Origin of the sequence: Seongchinamella unica, assembly GCF_004354085.1 — a bacterium.
GTDB classification, from domain to species: Bacteria; Pseudomonadota; Gammaproteobacteria; order Pseudomonadales; family Halieaceae; genus Halioglobus; species Halioglobus unicus.
On record NZ_SMSE01000001.1, the window covers coordinates 1,368,860 to 1,386,174 of the forward strand.

Genomic DNA, 17,315 nt, shown 5'->3' on the forward strand with positions numbered 1-17,315 from the left:
GAGTGAATCATTCATCCGGCTGATCCGGGTCGATGGTTCGCTGGCGGCTGCTGCGTCACCAGCATTAACAGCAACAGTGTTGCTAGGCGAGGCATATTGCCCTGCCATGGTCGTGAACTTCCACCAGGCACTGATGCAGATTGCGCACAGCATCCTGGTAGTCGTCCTCATTGACGATGAACTGCATGTCCACCTGACGCATTGCCTGGTGCATGGCCTTGACACCAATGTCTGACTCCGCCAGGGCACCGACTGCCTGGGCCAGCAAGCCGTTAACCTGCAGGTCACTACCGATCGCAGAAACCACCGCCACCTTGGTCTGGTCGATGCTCGCTTCCGGGAAAATACCTTCCAGTTCCTGGCGGATCCGCTTGATGGTTTTCAGGTTGCAGGACAGATAGTGGGTAATGGTGTTGGCATTGATGTCCTTGGCCACAATCTGTGCACGAAACCGCTTGAGTACGGCCAGTATTTTCTGGTCGAACTCACCGATCTCCCCCGCCATGTCCTGGTCGAACAGCTCCAGCGAGAACACACCGCGGGTACCGGCAATGATCTCCACACAGGGAGTGGCACTGACGTAGTCAGGAGTGATCAGGGTTCCGCTGTGCTCTGGCTCGAAGGTATTTTTCACCCGCAGGGGAATGTTGTTCTGGCGCAGGCCTTTGGCAGCCTTGGGGTGTATCGCTTCCATACCGAGGTTGGCCAGCTGGTCCGCGACATCGTAGTTGGTCCGGCCGATGGGCACGGCATTCCCCTCTCCGACCAGGGCCGGGTCGGCGCTGCTGAGGTGAAATTCCTTGTGGATGATGGCTTCCCGGGCACCGGTCACGACCGCAATCCGGCTGAACGTCATTTCGGTGTAGCCCCGGTCAAAGGTGGACATCAACCCCGCGTCGGTGTGCGCATAGCCGGTCACGATGGGCAGTGTGTTGGCGAAATCACATCCTTCAAGGGCATTGTTGATGCGCGTGTCCAGCGCAAGGTGCTCGTCATCCTGCCAGCCGGTGAGGTCGACAAAGCAGGCGTTGATACCGTCGCGCTGCAACAACTGGGTCGTATTCCAGGCACTTTGCGCCTCGCCGATACTGGCGAGCATTTCGCGCACGCTGGCCAGATGTGACTGCAGCGAGAAGTGACCGTGTTTGCACAGGCTCTGGAGGTCCAGCAGGCAGGATTCCGCTGAATCGAGCCGCTCCTCGATAAATCGATTGGCGCGTTCCATCGAGATCACGTCGTCGAACAGGCGTGCGTTCAGTTCGCGCATTTCGGCGCGAATCTTGGCGACGGCATTGCGCCAGCTGTGTTCCATTTCGCTTCCGGCAAACAGGGAATAAATACCCGGGTGGCCGGATTTTTTGTGCTCGAGCAGCAGATTGGTGATGCCACCATAGGCAGACACCACGATGACTCTGTTGTAGGGCTGGCCCCGGCCGTCTCCCCGCAAGATAATATTGTCCCGGACGGCCTCGTAGTTGAGCATTGAGGTACCGCCGATTTTTTCTACCGTATGGGTAGTCACTGCTTTAACTCCTTTGTTCGGCAAATGGCCGTTGTGGTCGGTGATAACGTGCGAGGGCATTTATGCCGACAGAGCCTCTGCCTCAAGTTCGTACGCTCCTTCCGCGTTGTGGACTTCCTTGCCGCTGAGAGCCGGGTTGAATACGCAGGCCATTTTCATTTCGCTGGCAGCGCGAAGTATGTGTTCGTCGTTTTTGTCGAGAATGTAAATTGTGCCGGGCTCAATGGGATACACCCGGTTGTCGGCCAGGGTTTCTACTTCGCCGGACCCCGACAGGCAATAAACAGACTCCAGGTGGTTCTGGTAGTGCATCCTGAAGTCCGCACCGGCGTAAATGGTGGTGATGTGGAAGGAAAAGCCCATATCATCATTTTTCAGCAACAACCGGGTACTTTCCCAGTTGCCATCGGGAGAAACGATACGGCGGTCGGTCTTTTCTGCTTCATGCAGGCTTCTAACAATCATGACTATAAATCTCTATTCGTAGGGGTTGTAGTGACCAGGGCTCAGGCAGCCTTGACCACGTCTTCAAAGTAGTCCTCTGCCTGGGTGATGGAAGACTCGCTCGCGCATACCTCGCGGATGGCGTCTTCGACAATGTCGATGCCCCGCTCCAGGTTTTCCTGGCTGATGATCAGCGGACAGAGGAACTTGATGACCTGGTCGTCGGCGCCACTGGTTTCGATAATCAGGCCTTTCTTGAAAGCCTTGCGGGTAATTTCGCCCGCCAGCTCACCGTTGACGCAGTTGATGCCCTGGAACATGCCCCGGCCCAGGGTGGTGAAGTTGCCCTGTCCCGATTGATCGACAATCGCCTGCAGACGCCGGGCAACATACTCGCCCTTGCGCTGGATCTCGCTGGCGAACTTATCGTCCGACCAGTAATGTTCGATGGCAGCGGTGGCGGTGACGAATGCCAGGTTGTTACCGCGGAATGTGCCGTTGTGTTCGCCGGGCTGCCACTGGTCGAGCTCCGGCTTAAACAGCACCACAGCCAATGGCAGGCCATAACCACTCAGTGACTTCGACAGGGTGACGATGTCCGGCGTAATGCCGGCCTCTTCAAAGCTGAAGAAGGATCCGGTGCGACCGCAACCGGCCTGGATGTCGTCGACAATCAACAGCATGCCGTGCTTGCGGCACACGGTTTCCAGGTTGCGCAGCCAGTCGCAAGAAGCGGCGTTGATGCCGCCCTCGCCCTGTACCGTTTCGACAATGACCGCCGCGGGCGTGTCCACGCCACTGCTGGAGTCGGACAACAGCTTGTCCAGGTACGCGGTGGTGTCGATGTCTTCGCCCATATAGCCGTCGTAGGGCATACGGGTGACCCCGTTCAGGGAGGCACCGGAGGCACCGCGATGGTGTGAGTTGCCGGTGGCGGCCAGGGCGCCGAGGCTGACCCCATGGAAGCCATTGGTGAAGGCGATGACATTTTCACGGCCGGTGACATTTCGCGCCAGCTTGAGAGCCGCCTCTACCGCGTTGGTGCCGGTAGGTCCGGTGAACTGAACCACATAGTCCAGATTCCTGGGTTTGAGAATTTTCTCGTTAAAGCTCTCCAGGAATCTCCCCTTGGCCCGGGTATGCAGGTCCAGGCCGTGGGTAATCCCGTCCTCGGCGATGTAGTCCATCAGGGCGTTTTTGAACAGCGGGTTGTTGTGCCCATAGTTCAGGGTGCCTGCCCCTGCCAGGAAATCCAGATAGCCAACGCCGTTGTCATCGTACAGAAACTCCCCTTTGGCGCGGTGGAAGACCCGCGGGAAAGACCGCGCGTAACTCTGAACTTCTGATTCGATTTCTTCAAAAATCTTCATGCTGATTTCTCCAGTGCGGTGTTGGTATCGGTGGTATTCGTTTGTTCTGCGGTGACGTCAGGCAATGGCCCGATGCGCGCCAGCACCTCGGTTTCATGGGCGCCGGCGAAATGCAGTTGGCTTTCAAACATCTCGCTGCGGCTCAGTTCGGCGTCAAAACGACGGGCAAAGCCTTCAAACAGGGCCCAGGATGCGCGGTTGGAATTGGTGACCGTGGTCTCCAGGTAGCGCACACCGGAACAGGCCGGCCGGGCGAGGATATGCGCCAGCATTTTGCCGGCCACGCCCTGCCCCCTGGCGCCCTCAGCGACTGCGACCTGCCAGATAAACAGTGTGTCGGGGCGCGCCGGCACCAGGTAGCCACTGATGGCGCAGGCCAGTTGGCCTTCCGCTTCACCCACAACCGAGGTCTCGGCGAAGTGCGAACATTGCAGCAGGTTGCAGTAGACCGAGTTGACGTCCAGGGGTGGGCAGGATTGGACCAGTTGATGGAGTTGGTGCCCGTCAAAGGCATTGGGTTGCCGCAGCCGGATGGGTTCCGGTGGCTGAACTGTATTCATAACAAATGTTTAGTACTCGATGGAATAAGGGCTGCGAATTATAGGGATAGTCGGGTATAAATCAACAACTACGGCAAAATTCGGTAATAATTGCCGATATATTTCCACATAAGGCTAAAAAATAACCTTGTGTAAAGCAGTGATTAAGGTTTTACTACAATACTTTCAGTGAATTCAGTGGAGGTGCTCCATGTCCGCAGAGCGTATCCCCCGGGCTGCAAGGGCGTATAATCATGCCCGGACTACCGGACAGGACATGCAATTGAATCGTATAGATGAAGTGCTGACATCGTTGCGCAGGGTGATCCGGGCAACGGATATGCACTCCCGGCAGCTGGCCAAGATCTCGGGACTGACGGCACCGCAGATTTTGTTATTGCAGGCGATACGCAAGCTCGAGGGGGCGACCATTGGCGACCTGGCCAAGGAAGTGAGTCTTAGCCAGGCTACCGTGACCAGCATACTGGACCGGATGGAGAAGCGGGGTCTGGTGCAGCGCCAGCGTTCCTCCGTGGACAAGCGCAAGGTGCACGCCTGCCTCACCGAGAAGGGAATGGAGTCTCTGCAGAATGCGCCAATGCCCCTGCAGGACCAGTTTGCCCGGCAGTTTAATGACCTGCAGGAGTGGGAGCAGACGTCGATTATCGCTGCGTTACAGCGGGTGGCCTACATGATGGATGCCGAGCATATTGACGCTTCGCCGGTGCTCGACATTGGAACGTTGGACCGGCCGCTGGAGGCGACCGAGAACGTGCACGGGCTGCACCATAGCATCCCGAACAACACGCCGGAAGCGTCAGGCGAGGGCTAGAACGCCGGAAGAGCTGGCAGTCTGTCGTCTGGATGCAATCATTGTTCCGACGATGACTCTTCTTCCAGCTCACGATTAACCACTTCGAGCGTTACGGGCTCTTCCTGCTCATTGGGCTTTTCCGGGGCCTGGGTGTCGAGCTCTATCGCCTCCAGTCTCTCCAACTCGATATCGGCGTGAATGGGCTCCAGCTCGGTCAGGTGTTTACTGGCTTTGCTGGATAACTGGCGAAAGCGATCCACCTTGCCCACCAATCCCTGCTGACCGGCCAGGCCTTTCACCGTCTGGTTATAGTGGTTGTTCGCCGACTTCAGGGTATTGCCGAGCTTGTGCAGGCGTTCCGCCACCAGGCAGACCTGGTTGTAGATCTCCCCTGCCCGCGCACTGATTTCCCGCGCCTCACGGTTGCTCTGGTCGATCATCCACAGGTTGGCGACGGTTCGCAGGATGGGCATGAGAGTGGTGTGGGACACCATGATCACCTGACGCTGGTACCCGTAGTTGAACAGCTCGCGGTTATATTTCATGGCCTCGATATAGGCGGGCTCAACCGGCATAAACATCAGCACGAAATCCGGACTGTCGAGACCGGACAGACCGGCATAGTCCTTGGCAGACAAATCATCGATGTGATTGCGCACTGCCTGGGCGTGGGCCTTCAGAGCCTCGACCTGCGCCTCCTCCGTCGCTGCCGAAATCGCCCGATCATAGTCAACCAGTGACACTTTGCTGTCGATCACCAGGCATTTATTGTCGGGTAGCTTGATAACGAAGTCGGGCAGCCGTCGCTTGCCATCGGCATCGGTGTAGCTGGCCTGAGTCTCATAGTGGTCCCCGGGGATCAGGCCGGCCAGTTCCAGGGTGCGTTCCAGCTGCGCTTCGCCCCAGTTACCCGTGGTTTTCTTGTCTCCCTTGAGGGCGCTGGCGAGATTGGTGGCCTGGGAGTTCATTTCCAGGCCGACTTCCAGCACCTTCCTGATTTCCGCCTCCAGGGCCGAGTGCCCCTTGACCGATTCGGTATGCACTTCGTTGATGCGTGACTGGAACCCGCTGATTTGCTCGCGGAAGGGTTTCAGCAGGGATTCCAGGGATTCGCGATTGGTGCTGGTGAAGCTCTTGCCCTTGTCCTCGAATATCCGATTGGCCAGCAGCTCAAATTCCTGTTTGAGATTGTCCCTGGCCTCTTTCAGCAGGGCCATCTGGTCCTTGTGCTGCTCGTCGCGCTCTTCCTGCTGGGTCTGCAGGCGGGTGTGTTCCTGCTGCAGGCCCTGAAAGCGCAGGTTCTGCTGTTGTAACTGTTGATCCAGGTCGGCCATTGACTGCCGCTGTTCCTGCAGCCGTGCCTGCAGCTGGTTGCGCTCCACCTCCAGGGCGGTGATCTCACGATGACTGATGGCCAGATCAAGCTGCAGTGCCTCATTGCTGGCAGTGAGTACCCCGCGCAGTTGATCGGCCTGCTTCTGGCCACGGAGAATACCGATCAACAGGCCGATCGCCAGGCCGCCCAGCGCAATAGCCCCGGCGATGATGAGTTGCTGGATTTCTGCTTCTGTCATGGAGTGCCCTGTTGTGTTGGGGCCAGTGTAAAACAAAGGGCGTGGCCGTAGCGGATTATTTGTGTTGTACCGGCGGTACCTGTCGCTTTTTCGACGGGATTAGCGGGCCAGAATGGCCTGGCTGGCCTCCGCCAGGCTGGCATAGACCGGCACGGTGTCAGGTTGCGCCAGGTCCACGTCGGCACAGGCCAGCTGGCCCCGGGTCTTCTCTCCCTTGCCGGTCAGCACCAGCACCGGTCGGCAGCCCATCGCCCTGGCGGCCTGCAAATCCTTGAGGCTGTCGCCGATAAAGTAGCAGCCGGCCACCGGTTGCTGGAGCTCGGTTTCGATGGCCCGCAACAGCCCGGTGCCCGGCTTGCGGCAGTCGCACCCCTCATCGGGCAGGTGGGGACAGTAGAAGATGCCGGCAACAGTACCGCCCTGCGCCTCGACCAGGGCGCGCAGATGATCGTGAATGGACTCCAGGATATCGAGAGTGAAATAGCCGCGACTGAGGCCGGACTGGTTGGTGGCAATCACCACCTGGTAGCCGGCCCGGGACAGCGCCGCGATCGCCTCGATGCTGCCGGGTACCGGGACCCAGTCGTCAAGGCAGCGTATGTAGTCATCCGAATCCTGGTTGATGACGCCATCCCGGTCCAGGATCAGTAAAGGCATGGCTACTTGGCGACGACCAGCTGTGAAATATCGGCTACTTCGAGGAACTGGTCGCGCAGTGCCTTTAACAGGTTGAGCCGGTTGTTGCGCAGCGACTCGTTCTCGGCGTTAACCATCACCCCGTCGAAGAACTGGTCCACCGGCTCTCGCAGTCCGGCCAGGCTCGCCAGCGCCTCGCGGTATTCACCTCTGGCCAGGTGGTCGCCGGCAACTGCCGATAATACGCTCAGCCTTTCCTGCAGGGCTTTCTCTGCCGGCTCTTCAAGTAAGTCAGTGCTTACACCGCCGAACTCGTGCTGGTCATCCAGCTTGCCCAGGATATTGGACACGCGCTTGTTGGCAGCGGCAAGGGCCGCCGCTTCCGGCAACTGGCTGAAGGCATGAACCGCCAGCACCCGCTGCTGGATGTCCAGCGGCCGGCTCAACTGGCGCGCGGCCACGGCCCGGAAAACTTCCACCGGGATCTCCTCTTCCTCGTACCAGGCGCGGAAACGTTCGATCATGTAATCCAGCACCTGCCCGGTGGTGTCCTCGGCGAGCACGCCCTGCGGGTACTGCGCTGCCGCCAGCGCCAGGCACTCCGCCAGATCCAGGTCCAGTTCCTTCTCGACGATGATCCGGAGCACGGCCAGCGAGGCCCGGCGCAGCGCAAAGGGGTCTTTGGACCCGGTGGGTGGCTGGCCGATACCGAAAATGCCGACCAGGGTGTCGAGCCGGTCGGCCAGGCCCAGGGCACAGGCAGTGCCGGACTCGGGCAACCGGTCGCCGGCGAATTTGGGCCAGTATTGCTGGGCGATGGCGTCCGCGACGTCGGCGTCTTCACCGTCGTGGCGGGCGTAGTAAGACCCGGCAATACCCTGCATGTCCGAAAATTCAAGCACCATCTCGGTGACCAGGTCGGTCTTGCTGAGCAGGGCCGCGCGCCGGGCCTTGTCGACCGGCGAGTCGATTTTGGCGGCAAGCTCGCCGGCCAGTTGCTGAACCCGGCGGGTCTTGTCGGCAATGGTGCCCAGCTTTTGCTGGAAGACGATGTTTTCCAGTGCCGGTACCCGGTCCGCCAGCGGGGTTTTCTTGTCGGTCTCAAAGAAGAACGCCGCGTCAGCCAGGCGGGGGCGGATGACCCGCTCGTTGCCGGCGATGACCTGGTCCGGATCCTTGCTCTCGATATTGCTCAGGGTGATGAAATGCGGCATCAGTTGACCGCTGTCATCCACCACATGGAAATATTTCTGGTGCTCTTTCATGGACGACACCAGCGCTTCTGCCGGCACCTCCAGGAAGCGTTGCTCGAAAGAGCCGGTCAGCGCCACTGGCCACTCAACCAGGCCGGTCACCTCGTCCAGCAGCTCCGGATCGATGACTGCAGTAGCTCCCAGTTGCTCGGCGGCTGCCTGTACCTGTTCGCGAATTATCTGCTGGCGCTGGTCGAAGCTGGCCACCACCCGGGCGTCCGCCAGGGTTTGCTCGTAGCGCTGCGGATCGACGAGAATGATCTCGCCGCTGGAGTGGAACCGATGGCCGCGGGTGGTGTTGCCGGTGGGCAGGCCAAGCACCTCGCCGTGGTCGTACTGGTCGCCCAGCATGGCGACAACCCAGTGCACCGGGCGGACAAATTCAATCCGGCTGGCGCCCCAGCGCATGCGCTTGGGGATCGGCAGTCCGGCAATCGCTTCGTGGATAATCGCGTTGAGGCAGTCGCTGGTGGCGATGCCCGGCTCGGTTTTCTTCAGCCCCAGGCGGGCGCCCTTGGGGGTATCAATGGGCTGCAGGTCTTCTGGTGCCACGCCCTGCTTCCTGGCAAAGCCGGCGGCAGCTGGCGTCCAGTTGCCAGCGTCGTCCCTGGCCCGGTCAGCGGGTGGCCCCAGGACCTCGATGTCCCTGTCGGCGCTGCGCAGCTGTACCTCGGCAATCTGCACTGCCAGTCGGCGCGGTGATGCAAACCACTGTACCTCGCCATGGCTGAGCCCACGCTGGGCCAGGCCGGCCACAATACCGTCGCGAAAAGACAGGCCAAGGGACTTCAGTGCCTTGGGGGGCAGTTCTTCGGTGCCCAGTTCTACAAGCAGTGTTTCGGTGTTCATGGCGACTTCTCCTGGACCTGGGTGCGATCCAGCACTTCCTTGCGAATGCCCTCTTCCGCCAGCGGGAAACCGAGCGCGGCACGGGTGTCGAAGTAGGCCTGGGCCACCGCCCGGGCCAGGGTGCGTACGCGGAGAATAAAACGCTGGCGCTCGGTAACCGAGATGGCGTGCCGCGCGTCCAGCAGGTTAAAGGTGTGCGAGGCTTTCATCACCATTTCATAGGCGGGTAATGGCAGACCCTTGTCCACCAGACGCAGGGCCTCCCTCTCACAGTGATCAAAGAAGCCGAACAGCTGTTCCACGTCCGCCTCCTCGAAATTGTAGCGCGACATTTCCACCTCGTTCTGGTGGAACACGTCGCCATAGGTCACGCGCCCGGCGGGGCCGTCAGCCCAGACCAGGTCGTAAATACTGTCCACACCCTGCAGGTACATGGCGATACGTTCAATGCCGTAGGTGATCTCGCCGGTCACCGGGTAGCACTCCAGTCCTCCGGCCTGCTGGAAGTAGGTGAACTGGGTCACTTCCATGCCGTTAAGCCAGACTTCCCAGCCCAGTCCCCAGGCCCCCAGGGTCGGCGACTCCCAATTGTCCTCGACAAAGCGCACATCGTGGATACTGGTGTCCACACCCAGCGCCTGCAGGGACTGCAGGTAGAGCTCCTGGAACTCGGCCGGCGATGGTTTCATGACCACCTGAAACTGATAGTAGTGCTGCAGGCGGTTGGGGTTCTCCCCGTAGCGGCCATCGGTGGGACGGCGGCTGGGTTGCACGTAGGCGGCGTTCCAGCTCTCGGGGCCGACGGCGCGCAGGAAGGTGGCGGGGTGGAAGGTACCGGCGCCCACCTCCATGTCCAGAGGCTGCAGAACAACGCAGCCCTGGTCTGCCCAGAACTGTTGTAATCTCAGGATAAGTTCCTGAAATGTCAGGGGTTTGTCTTGATTGTCTACCACGTGGTGCCCGTGAGGTCGCTGCAAAGGGCGGCTATTATACAGGCTCTTTTGTCGGCATAATATGCGCTTTACCCGATTGTGAATTTCACCCATGAATGGCCTCAAGGCAGCGATAATCAAGCTGTTTCTGCACTTCTGCGCGCTGCTCCCCTTGTCCTGGGCCCGGGCCCTGGGGCGGACAGCGGTCCACCTGTACTGGCCGTTTGGCGGGCGCAGCCGCAAGGTTACTGAACGTAATATAGCGCTTGCCTTTCCCGAGCTGAGCGCCGCCGAGCGGACGCAACTGGCCAAGCGCAGCCTCTGTGCAACAGGCGAACTGGTGGCAGAGACCGGTCATGTCTGGCTGCGGCCCTGGGAAGAAATCCGGGGCCTGATCAGGTCAGTGGAAGGCGCCGGGCTGATCAGCGAGGCCCAGGGTGAGGGCCGGGGGGTCATCGTTCTCGCTCCCCATATTGGTAACTGGGAGATTGTCGGCCTGCATCTCGCCACCCTTGGTAGTACCGTCTCCCTCTATGAGCCGCCCAAGCTGGCTGCGCTGGGGCCGATGATCGAGCGGGGCCGCCAGCGCAGCGGGGCCACCCTGGTACCCACTGACAGCCGCGGCCTGGTGAAACTGCTCAAGAGCGTCAAGGGCGGCGGAATTTCCGGCATCCTGCCGGATCAGGCGCCGGGTGACTTGAATTCCGGGGAAAACGCCCCATTTATGGGCCATCCCTGTTTTACCCCGACGCTGGCCAGCAATATGATTCGCCGCACGGGTGCGCTGGCGGTTTTCGGCCTTGCCGAGCGCATTGCAGGGGGCTTTGCGGTACGCTATTTCCTCGCCGAGGACGGGATATACGACGAGGACACCCAGGTGTCGCTCGCTGCCATGAACCGCGGCGTTGAAGCCTGTGTGCGTTACTGCGTTGAACAGTACCAGTGGGAGTACAAGCGTTTCCGGCAAAGGCCGAAACAGGGCCCCGGTGTTTACGACGACCTCTGACCCCCCGCTTCCCGACTCACAACTCCTGCCCTGACGGCAGCTGACGGAATCTTATGTACTACGGAAAAATTATTGGTGGCGTGCTCGGTCTCCTGGTTCTCGGCCCCATTGGCCTGATCCTCGGGCTCATCGTAGGCCACCTGTTCGACAATGGCCTGATGCAGACCCTGAAGTTTGCCTCGCCCCAGAATATCGCCCGCATCAAGCAGAGTTTTTTTGAAACCACCTTCCTGCTCTCCGGATACCTGGCCAAGGCGGATGGGCATATCTCCCGGCAGGAGGTGGATCATACCGAGGCGGTGATCGCCCAGATGGGTCTGAACGCCGAACAGCGCAAACGGGCTATCGAACTGTTCAAGCGGGGCTCGGCGGCGGACTTCCAGCCGGAGCCAGCGATCTCTGCCTTCATGGAAATCTGCCGGGGCCAGCGCCAGCTGTGCCAGACCCTGTTGTTCTTCCTGATTTCCCTGGCCCTGGCTGACCACAAAATCGAGGCCGCTGAACGACAGGCCCTGCAGCGCCTGGCCACCGGGCTGGGCTTCAACGCCGCGCAGCTGGAGCAGATGTTGCGCATGGCGCAGGCCCAGGGTCACTTCCACGGTTCCTCCGGCTTCGAGGCGCAACCGGGCACCCGGCTGGAGGATGCGTACACAGCACTGGGTGTTGATCCGGATGTGGATGACAAAACCCTGAAACGGGCTTACCGCAAGCTGATGAGTGAGAATCACCCGGACAAGCTGATCGCCCGGGGCGTGCCCGAGGACATGATCAAGCTGGCCACCGAGCGTTCGCAGGAGATTCAGGCGGCGTATGAGATGATCAAGAAGTCTCGCGAGTAGTCTCTGTTTAGTCCGGCCCGGTGAAGTGGTATCGCCTTCCCGGGACCGTCAAAAAGCGTACTTCCCTGTACAGACTCGGCGGACGACGTCCTGTCGTCCGACGCCCCGGGAAGGCGATACCACTCCACCGGGCCTCGCTCAGTGCCACAAGACGACTGAGAGCGCCTGTTGCCGTAAGTCAGGTTTCTTATGCCTGATAGAGGTGTGGGGTCCGATACTTCCTCCCGAAAATGTCTGAGGCCAGGACGGCCGAAGCCAAGCCTATACATGGATGTATGCTTTTTGGCGGTTTTCGGGAGGAAGTATCGGATCGCGCGCCGGGCGATGAGGTACCTAGGCAGCGTCAGAATCAAATACGCCAGAACATCGGCGTAAACAACACCAGTAGGGTAAAGATCTCCAGTCGGCCCAGCAGCATGGTGAAACAGAGTATGCCCTTGGCCACATCACTGATGCCCGCGAAGTTGGCCGAGACTTCGCCCAGCCCGGGGCCCAGATTGTTAATGGCGGCGGCCACGGCGGAAAACGCAGTGGTGAAATCAAGGCCTGTCGCCATCAGCAACAGCATGATGATAATAAAAGATGTGGTGTAAACCGCGAAGAAACTCCACACCGCACTGACCACCGAGGCCTCTACCCGCCTGCGTCCAACTTTGAGTGGAATAATGGCCTGGGGGTGCACAAGCTGCTTCATTTCACGCACACCCTGCTTGTAGATCAGCATCAGCCGCATGGCTTTCATACCGCCGCCGGTGGAGCCAACGCAACCGCCCATAAAGGAAAACATCAGCAGCATCACCGGCAGGAAAGATGGCCAGTGGGCGAAGTCCTGAGTGGTGAAGCCGGTGGTGGTGGTAATGGAAACCGCCTGGAAGATACCGTGTACGAGGCCGTCGTCCGGTTTCAGGGTTTCGCTGATGATCAGGTAGCTACAGGTCACGGCAACACAAATCAGCAGAACACTGGAGAAAAAACGGGTTTCGGAATCCTTGCGATAGGGGGCGATGCTCCCCCGGCGCCAGAAGATGAAATGCAGACCAAAGTTAATGGCCGAGATGTACATGAACAGGCTGCTGATCAGCAGTATGGCGTTACTGTCAAAGTAGCCCATGCTGGCGTCGTGGGTGGAAAAGCCGCCAATGGCGACGGTAGACAGGGCATGGGCGATTGCGTCAAAGGAGGTCATGCCGGCCAGCCAGTAAGCCACGGCGCAGATAATGGTCAGTGACACGTAGACCATCGCCAGCGCCTTGGCGGTTTCGGTGATGCGTGGCGTCAGCTTGCTGTCTTTGGAGGGCCCGGGCGTTTCCGCCTTATACAGCTGCATACCGCCAATGCCCAGCATGGGTAGCACGGCGACGGCGACCACGATGATGCCGATGCCGCCCAGCCACTGTAGCAGCTGCCGGTAGATCAGGATCGACGCCGGCAGTGAGTCCAGGCCGGTAATGACCGTGGCGCCGGTCGTCGTCAAGCCGGAAATGGATTCGAATACGGCTTCAGTCGGGGTGAGGTTCAGGCTTTCGGTGAGCGCGAAGGGCAGTGCACCGAACAGGCCCAGTACCGTCCAGAACAGGGAGGTAATGAGAAAGCCATCGCGTATGCGCAGGTCGTGCCGGGCGTTCATTACCGGAACCCAGATCGCCAGACCGGCGAAAAAGGTTATTCCCAGGGCGTAGAGAAAGCCGTTGGCGGTATCGTCGTCGGTAATCAGAGCGGTAACGAGGGGAACCAGCAGGGTACTGGAAAACAGCATCAGCAGTATTCCCAGAATGCGCAGTGAGACCGAGAGATGCATAGATCAGAAGAATCCGAAGCCCACGGCGAACAGTTTTTCCACCGCGTTGATTTTGCGCCGGTCCACCAGGAACAGGATGACGTGGTCGTCGGTCTCGACCACGATGTGTTTGTGGGCAATCAGCACTTCTTCGCCGCGCACAATGGCACCGATGGTCACGCCTTCCGGGAGCTGGATTTCATCCAGCCGGCGACCGACCACTTTCGAGGAATAGGCGTCACCATGGGCTGTGACTTCAATGGCCTCCGCCGCGCCCCGGCGCAGCGAGTGGACGTTGCTGATGTCGCCCTTGCGCACATGGGTCAACAGGCTGCCGATGGTAATTTGCTGCGGCGAAATGGCGATATCGATTTCGTCACCCACCAGCTCGGCGTAGGCGGGATTGGTGATGAGGGTGATTACCTTCTTGGCGCCCATGCGCTTGGCCAGCATGGACATCATGATGTTGGATTCGTCGTTGTTGGTGAGTGCGCAGAACACATCGTTGGCCTCGATGTTTTCCTGGGCCAGCAGTTGCGGTTCTGAGGCACTGCCATTAAGAACGATGGTGTGCTTCAGCCGCTCCGACAGTACCCGGCAGCGTTCGTAGGATCGCTCGATGACCTTCACCTGGTACTTCCCCTCGATGGACAGGGCCAGGGTGGCGCCGATATTGCCGCCGCCGGCGATCATGACCCGCTTGTAGGGTTTATCGACCTTGCGCAGCTCGGACATTACCGCGCGAATGTTCTCCCGGGCGGCGATGAAAAACACCTCGTCGTCCGCTTCCACCACCGTATCGCCCTGGGGCAGAATGGCCCGGTCGTGGCGAAAAATTGCCGCCACCCGGGTGTCTACCTTGGGCATGTGCGTGCGGATTTCCTGCAGTTCCTGGCCGACGATGGGGCCTCCGTGATAGGCCCTGACAGCCACCAGCTGGACCCGACCATCGGCGAAATCCAGTACCTGCAGGGCACCGGGATTGGCGATCAGCTGGCGGATGTTGTTGGTCACCAACTGCTCCGGGCCTATGATCACATCCACCGGTATGTGATCACGGTTAAACAGTTGCTCCTGATGGGCGAGGTAGTTGGGAGAGCGCACCCGGGATATCTTGGTGGGGGTGTTGAACAGGGTGTGGGCGACCTGGCAGGCCATCATGTTGATTTCATCGGAGTTGGTAACCGCGATCAGCATGTCCGCGTCTTCGGCCCCCGCCTTGTACAGGCTGTTGGGGTGGGAAGCGCCGCCGGTGACGATGCCGATATCGAGGCGATCCTGCAGGGCCCGCAGTTTGCCGGCATGGGTATCGACGACGGTAATGTCGTTCTGCTCGTTGGCCAGGTGTTCAGCGAGAGTACCGCCAACCTGGCCGGCGCCGAGAATTATGATTTTCATAGCTTGCGGGTTCGGCTAAATATCTGGAAACAATAAAGAAATTGCCTGCACATTGTAAGAGCCAGCGCAGGGGAATTGTGCACAATTGAGGTCCGTCGGCGAATCAGGTTTTCTCCAGCAGGCTGTAGAACAGGCCGTCAGGGCCCCACGGGTCGGGCAGCAGTTGGCAGCCCGTGGCGGTACTCTCACCCGGCGCTGGTGACAGGGCGCCGAGTCTGGCGTCCGGCGTCGCGGCCAGAAACTGCTGTACGACGGCGGTATTTTCCCCCTCCAGTAGCGAGCAGGTGGCATACAGCAAGCGGCCGCCGGGCCTCAGTAGCGGCCACAGACCGTCGAGAATCGCCCGCTGTTGTTCGCTGAAGCCCTTGATATCCCGCTCCCGGCGCAGCAGCTTTACATCCGGGTGGCGACGGACAACCCCGCTGGCGCTGCAGGGCGCATCCACCAGGATGCGGTCGAAGCTGCCTGCCGCCAACTCCGCGGGCGGCCGGGTGGCATCGCCGACGATAACATGGGCCTGCAGTTGCAGCCGTTCAAGGTTTTGCTCCACCCGGGCCAGGCGCTGGGGGTCGACATCCATAGCCACCAGTTCGCCGAGCAGGGGCTGTTGTTCGAGAATATGGCAGCTTTTACCTCCGGGCGCGGCGCAGGCATCCAGTACCCGTTCACCCGCTGCTGCAGCCAACAGCTGCGCCGCCAGTTGCGCCGCCTCATCCTGCACACTGATCCGCCCCTCCTCGAAGCCTGGAAGTCCTGCGACATCCATCGGTGAATCCAGGTAGATGGCGTCTGCTGACCGCGTTCCCGGCCTTGCGCCGATCCCCGCTTCGTCCAGGGTCCGCAGGTAATCCTCCCGGCTGCCCTTGCCACGGTTTACCCGCAGGGTCATGGGGGGCTGGCTGTTATTGGCGTCGATAATGGTGGTGGCGTGTTGCGGCCATTGCCGGTGAATGGCGTCGAATAACCACTGGGGGTGCGCTGCTGCAGCAGCGATGTCCAGGTTTGCCAGCAGCGACTCCCGTTCCCGCAGGAAGCGTCGCAGGACGGCGTTTGTCAGGCTTTTTGCCCAGGGCTTTTTCAGGGCCCGGGTGGCGGCAACCGTGGCTGACACGGCCGCGTGATCGGGGATGCGGGTACCATCCAGCTGGTAGAGGCCACACAGCAGCAGTCCCTGTACATCGCGGTCCTTGTCACGCATCGGCCTGGTGAGTAGCTGGTCGAGAATGGATTGCAGGCGCGGTGCCTGGCGCAAGGTGCCGTAGCAGAGCTGTTGCAGCAGCCCGCGATCGCGGGGAGTGACCTGCTCCAGCGCCGGCGGCAGCACCTGGTTGAGGGATTTGCCCGCCAGCACACCGGCCAGCACACCGGCCGCGGTGGCGCGGGTATCGCGTGCCATCAGTTGTTTACTTCAGGCAGGGAGAAGCAGCTGCCGGAACTGAACAGGTCGGCGCTGCCGTTCATCACCTGCTCGGCGCTGAGCGCTTTTCCCCCCGGCAGTTGCAGGCGCTCCAACCTCAGTTGGCCGCTGCCGCAATTGACCAGGATACCGTCGCGATCGGCACTTAGAAGGGTACCCGCAGGCTCCGGCAACGGCGCGTTGCCAGCGGGACTGGCCTGCCAGATCCTGATGCGCTGGCCCTGCAGGTGGGTAAAGCAGACGGGGAAGGGATTGAAGGCGCGGATGGACCGATCGAGCTCGCTGGCCGGTCGCCGCCAGTCGAGTTCCGCTTCACCCTTGGAAATCTTGTTGGCGTAGCTGGCTTTCGTATCATCCTGCGCAGTGGCGCTGGCCTGGTAGCCGGGCAGGTCTGAGAGCACTTCTACCAGTAATGGCGCCCCGAGCCGGGCGAGCTCGTCGTGGAGGCTGGCGGCGGTGGTATCCGCGCCGATTTCGCAGCGGGCCGTGGCCAGCATATCGCCGGTATCGAGGCCAACATCCATTTGCATGATCGTGGTGCCGGTTTCCCGGTCACCGGCTTCTATGGCCCGCTGGATGGGCGCGGCGCCCCGCCACCGCGGCAGCAGTGAGGCGTGTACGTTGAGGCAGCCCAGGCGCGGCGCGGCCAGGACTTCCGCGGGCAGGATCAGGCCGTAAGCCACGACCACCATGGCGTCGGCCCGGAGCCCGGTGAGCCTGGCCTGCTCTCCGGCGTCGCGCAGACTGCCGGGCTGGTATACCGGTATGCCGGCCGCCTCGGCCAGTTGCTTGACCGGACTGGCCTGCAGTTTCTTGCCCCTTCCAGCGGGGCGGTCAGGCTGCGTATATACAGCTATAAGTTGGTGCTCACTTTCAATGAGCGCCTTTAGATGTATAGCGGCAAAATCTGGCGTGCCGGCGAATATCAGTTTCAGAGAGGCCACC

At 60.5% G+C, this 17,315-nt stretch carries 15 protein-coding genes; 3 read left to right on the plus strand and 12 right to left on the minus strand.

Annotated elements, in window-relative coordinates:
• Nucleotides 1-82: 82 nt before the first annotated feature.
• Genes E2F43_RS06030 through ectA form a run of 4 tightly spaced genes read right to left on the minus strand, consistent with a single transcriptional unit; the run spans nt 83 to nt 3,896 of the window.
• On the minus strand, nt 83-1,522 hold the full coding sequence (locus E2F43_RS06030) for an aspartate kinase (protein ID WP_133210569.1): 1,440 nt from the start codon (nt 1,520-1,522) through the stop codon (nt 83-85).
• A gap of 60 nt (nt 1,523-1,582) precedes the next feature.
• A complete protein-coding gene (locus E2F43_RS06035; RefSeq protein ID WP_133210571.1) occupies nt 1,583-1,987 on the minus strand; it encodes an ectoine synthase in 405 nt (134 codons plus the stop codon).
• Between the two features lie 41 nt (nt 1,988-2,028).
• Nucleotides 2,029-3,336, minus strand: coding sequence for a diaminobutyrate--2-oxoglutarate transaminase (gene ectB / locus E2F43_RS06040; RefSeq protein ID WP_133210573.1), 1,308 nt, complete (start codon nt 3,334-3,336; stop codon nt 2,029-2,031).
• Entirely contained in the window at nt 3,333-3,896 is a 564-nt protein-coding gene (gene ectA, locus E2F43_RS06045) for a diaminobutyrate acetyltransferase (protein ID WP_133210575.1), read from the minus strand. The genes ectB and ectA overlap by 4 nt, the downstream gene beginning before the upstream one ends.
• 256 nt (nt 3,897-4,152) lie before the next feature.
• Here ectA and E2F43_RS06050 point away from each other — a divergent pair, with 256 nt between their 5' ends.
• Nucleotides 4,153-4,707, plus strand: a complete 555-nt coding sequence (locus E2F43_RS06050) for a MarR family winged helix-turn-helix transcriptional regulator (protein WP_275259564.1) — start codon at nt 4,153-4,155, stop codon at nt 4,705-4,707.
• Nucleotides 4,708-4,745: 38 nt separating this feature from the next.
• On the opposite strand, the gene E2F43_RS06055 is transcribed toward E2F43_RS06050, so the two are convergent.
• From E2F43_RS06055 to glyQ, 4 genes are all read right to left on the minus strand, one after another.
• A complete protein-coding gene (locus E2F43_RS06055) occupies nt 4,746-6,263 on the minus strand; it encodes a DNA recombination protein RmuC (RefSeq protein WP_133210579.1) in 1,518 nt (505 codons plus the stop codon).
• A 99-nt stretch (nt 6,264-6,362) separates the two neighbouring features.
• Nucleotides 6,363-6,920 (minus strand): D-glycero-beta-D-manno-heptose 1,7-bisphosphate 7-phosphatase, encoded by a 558-nt coding sequence (gene gmhB / locus E2F43_RS06060; RefSeq protein WP_133210581.1) that lies wholly within the window; start codon nt 6,918-6,920, stop codon nt 6,363-6,365.
• Between the two features lie 2 nt (nt 6,921-6,922).
• Entirely contained in the window at nt 6,923-9,001 is a 2,079-nt protein-coding gene (gene glyS / locus E2F43_RS06065) for a glycine--tRNA ligase subunit beta (protein WP_133210583.1), read from the minus strand.
• Nucleotides 8,998-9,954: a glycine--tRNA ligase subunit alpha gene (gene glyQ / locus E2F43_RS06070; RefSeq protein ID WP_133210585.1), complete on the minus strand. Its 957-nt coding sequence runs from the start codon at nt 9,952-9,954 to the stop codon at nt 8,998-9,000. The genes glyS and glyQ overlap by 4 nt, the downstream gene beginning before the upstream one ends.
• Nucleotides 9,955-10,045: 91 nt before the next feature.
• Between glyQ and E2F43_RS06075 the strand changes: the two genes are divergently transcribed.
• On the plus strand, nt 10,046-10,939 hold the full coding sequence (locus tag E2F43_RS06075) for a lysophospholipid acyltransferase family protein (protein ID WP_133210587.1): 894 nt from the start codon (nt 10,046-10,048) through the stop codon (nt 10,937-10,939).
• Between the two features lie 53 nt (nt 10,940-10,992).
• Nucleotides 10,993-11,778 (plus strand): co-chaperone DjlA, encoded by a 786-nt coding sequence (gene djlA, locus E2F43_RS06080; protein WP_133210589.1) that lies wholly within the window; start codon nt 10,993-10,995, stop codon nt 11,776-11,778.
• 349 nt (nt 11,779-12,127) lie between these two features.
• On the opposite strand, the gene E2F43_RS06085 is transcribed toward djlA, so the two are convergent.
• The 4 genes from E2F43_RS06085 to fmt form a co-directional block, all read right to left on the minus strand.
• A complete protein-coding gene (locus E2F43_RS06085) occupies nt 12,128-13,576 on the minus strand; it encodes a TrkH family potassium uptake protein (protein WP_133210591.1) in 1,449 nt (482 codons plus the stop codon).
• A gap of 3 nt (nt 13,577-13,579) precedes the next feature.
• The gene (gene trkA, locus E2F43_RS06090) at nt 13,580-14,953 is read right to left on the minus strand and encodes a Trk system potassium transporter TrkA (protein ID WP_133210593.1); all 1,374 of its coding nucleotides are present in this window, start codon (nt 14,951-14,953) and stop codon (nt 13,580-13,582) included.
• Between the two features lie 103 nt (nt 14,954-15,056).
• On the minus strand, nt 15,057-16,349 hold the full coding sequence (gene rsmB / locus E2F43_RS06095; protein WP_133210595.1) for a 16S rRNA (cytosine(967)-C(5))-methyltransferase RsmB: 1,293 nt from the start codon (nt 16,347-16,349) through the stop codon (nt 15,057-15,059).
• Nucleotides 16,349-17,314, minus strand: coding sequence for a methionyl-tRNA formyltransferase (gene fmt, locus E2F43_RS06100; protein ID WP_133210597.1), 966 nt, complete (start codon nt 17,312-17,314; stop codon nt 16,349-16,351). The genes rsmB and fmt overlap by 1 nt, the downstream gene beginning before the upstream one ends.
• Nucleotide 17,315 lies beyond the last annotated feature (1 nt).

What these genes read in the sequence shown, in the direction of transcription:
- E2F43_RS06035 (WP_133210571.1), bottom strand. Translation starts at nt 1,987, where the DNA reads ATGATTGTTAGAAGCCTGCATGAAGCAGAAAAGACCGACCGCCGTATC.
- ectB (WP_133210573.1), bottom strand. Translation starts at nt 3,336, where the DNA reads ATGAAGATTTTTGAAGAAATCGAATCAGAAGTTCAGAGTTACGCGCGG.
- ectA (WP_133210575.1), bottom strand. Translation starts at nt 3,896, where the DNA reads ATGAATACAGTTCAGCCACCGGAACCCATCCGGCTGCGGCAACCCAAT.
- E2F43_RS06050 (WP_275259564.1), top strand. Translation starts at nt 4,153, where the DNA reads ATGCAATTGAATCGTATAGATGAAGTGCTGACATCGTTGCGCAGGGTG.
- E2F43_RS06055 (WP_133210579.1), bottom strand. Translation starts at nt 6,263, where the DNA reads ATGACAGAAGCAGAAATCCAGCAACTCATCATCGCCGGGGCTATTGCG.
- gmhB (WP_133210581.1), bottom strand. Translation starts at nt 6,920, where the DNA reads ATGCCTTTACTGATCCTGGACCGGGATGGCGTCATCAACCAGGATTCG.
- glyS (WP_133210583.1), bottom strand. Translation starts at nt 9,001, where the DNA reads ATGAACACCGAAACACTGCTTGTAGAACTGGGCACCGAAGAACTGCCC.
- E2F43_RS06075 (WP_133210587.1), top strand. Translation starts at nt 10,046, where the DNA reads ATGAATGGCCTCAAGGCAGCGATAATCAAGCTGTTTCTGCACTTCTGC.
- djlA (WP_133210589.1), top strand. Translation starts at nt 10,993, where the DNA reads ATGTACTACGGAAAAATTATTGGTGGCGTGCTCGGTCTCCTGGTTCTC.
- E2F43_RS06085 (WP_133210591.1), bottom strand. Translation starts at nt 13,576, where the DNA reads ATGCATCTCTCGGTCTCACTGCGCATTCTGGGAATACTGCTGATGCTG.
- trkA (WP_133210593.1), bottom strand. Translation starts at nt 14,953, where the DNA reads ATGAAAATCATAATTCTCGGCGCCGGCCAGGTTGGCGGTACTCTCGCT.
- rsmB (WP_133210595.1), bottom strand. Translation starts at nt 16,349, where the DNA reads ATGGCACGCGATACCCGCGCCACCGCGGCCGGTGTGCTGGCCGGTGTG.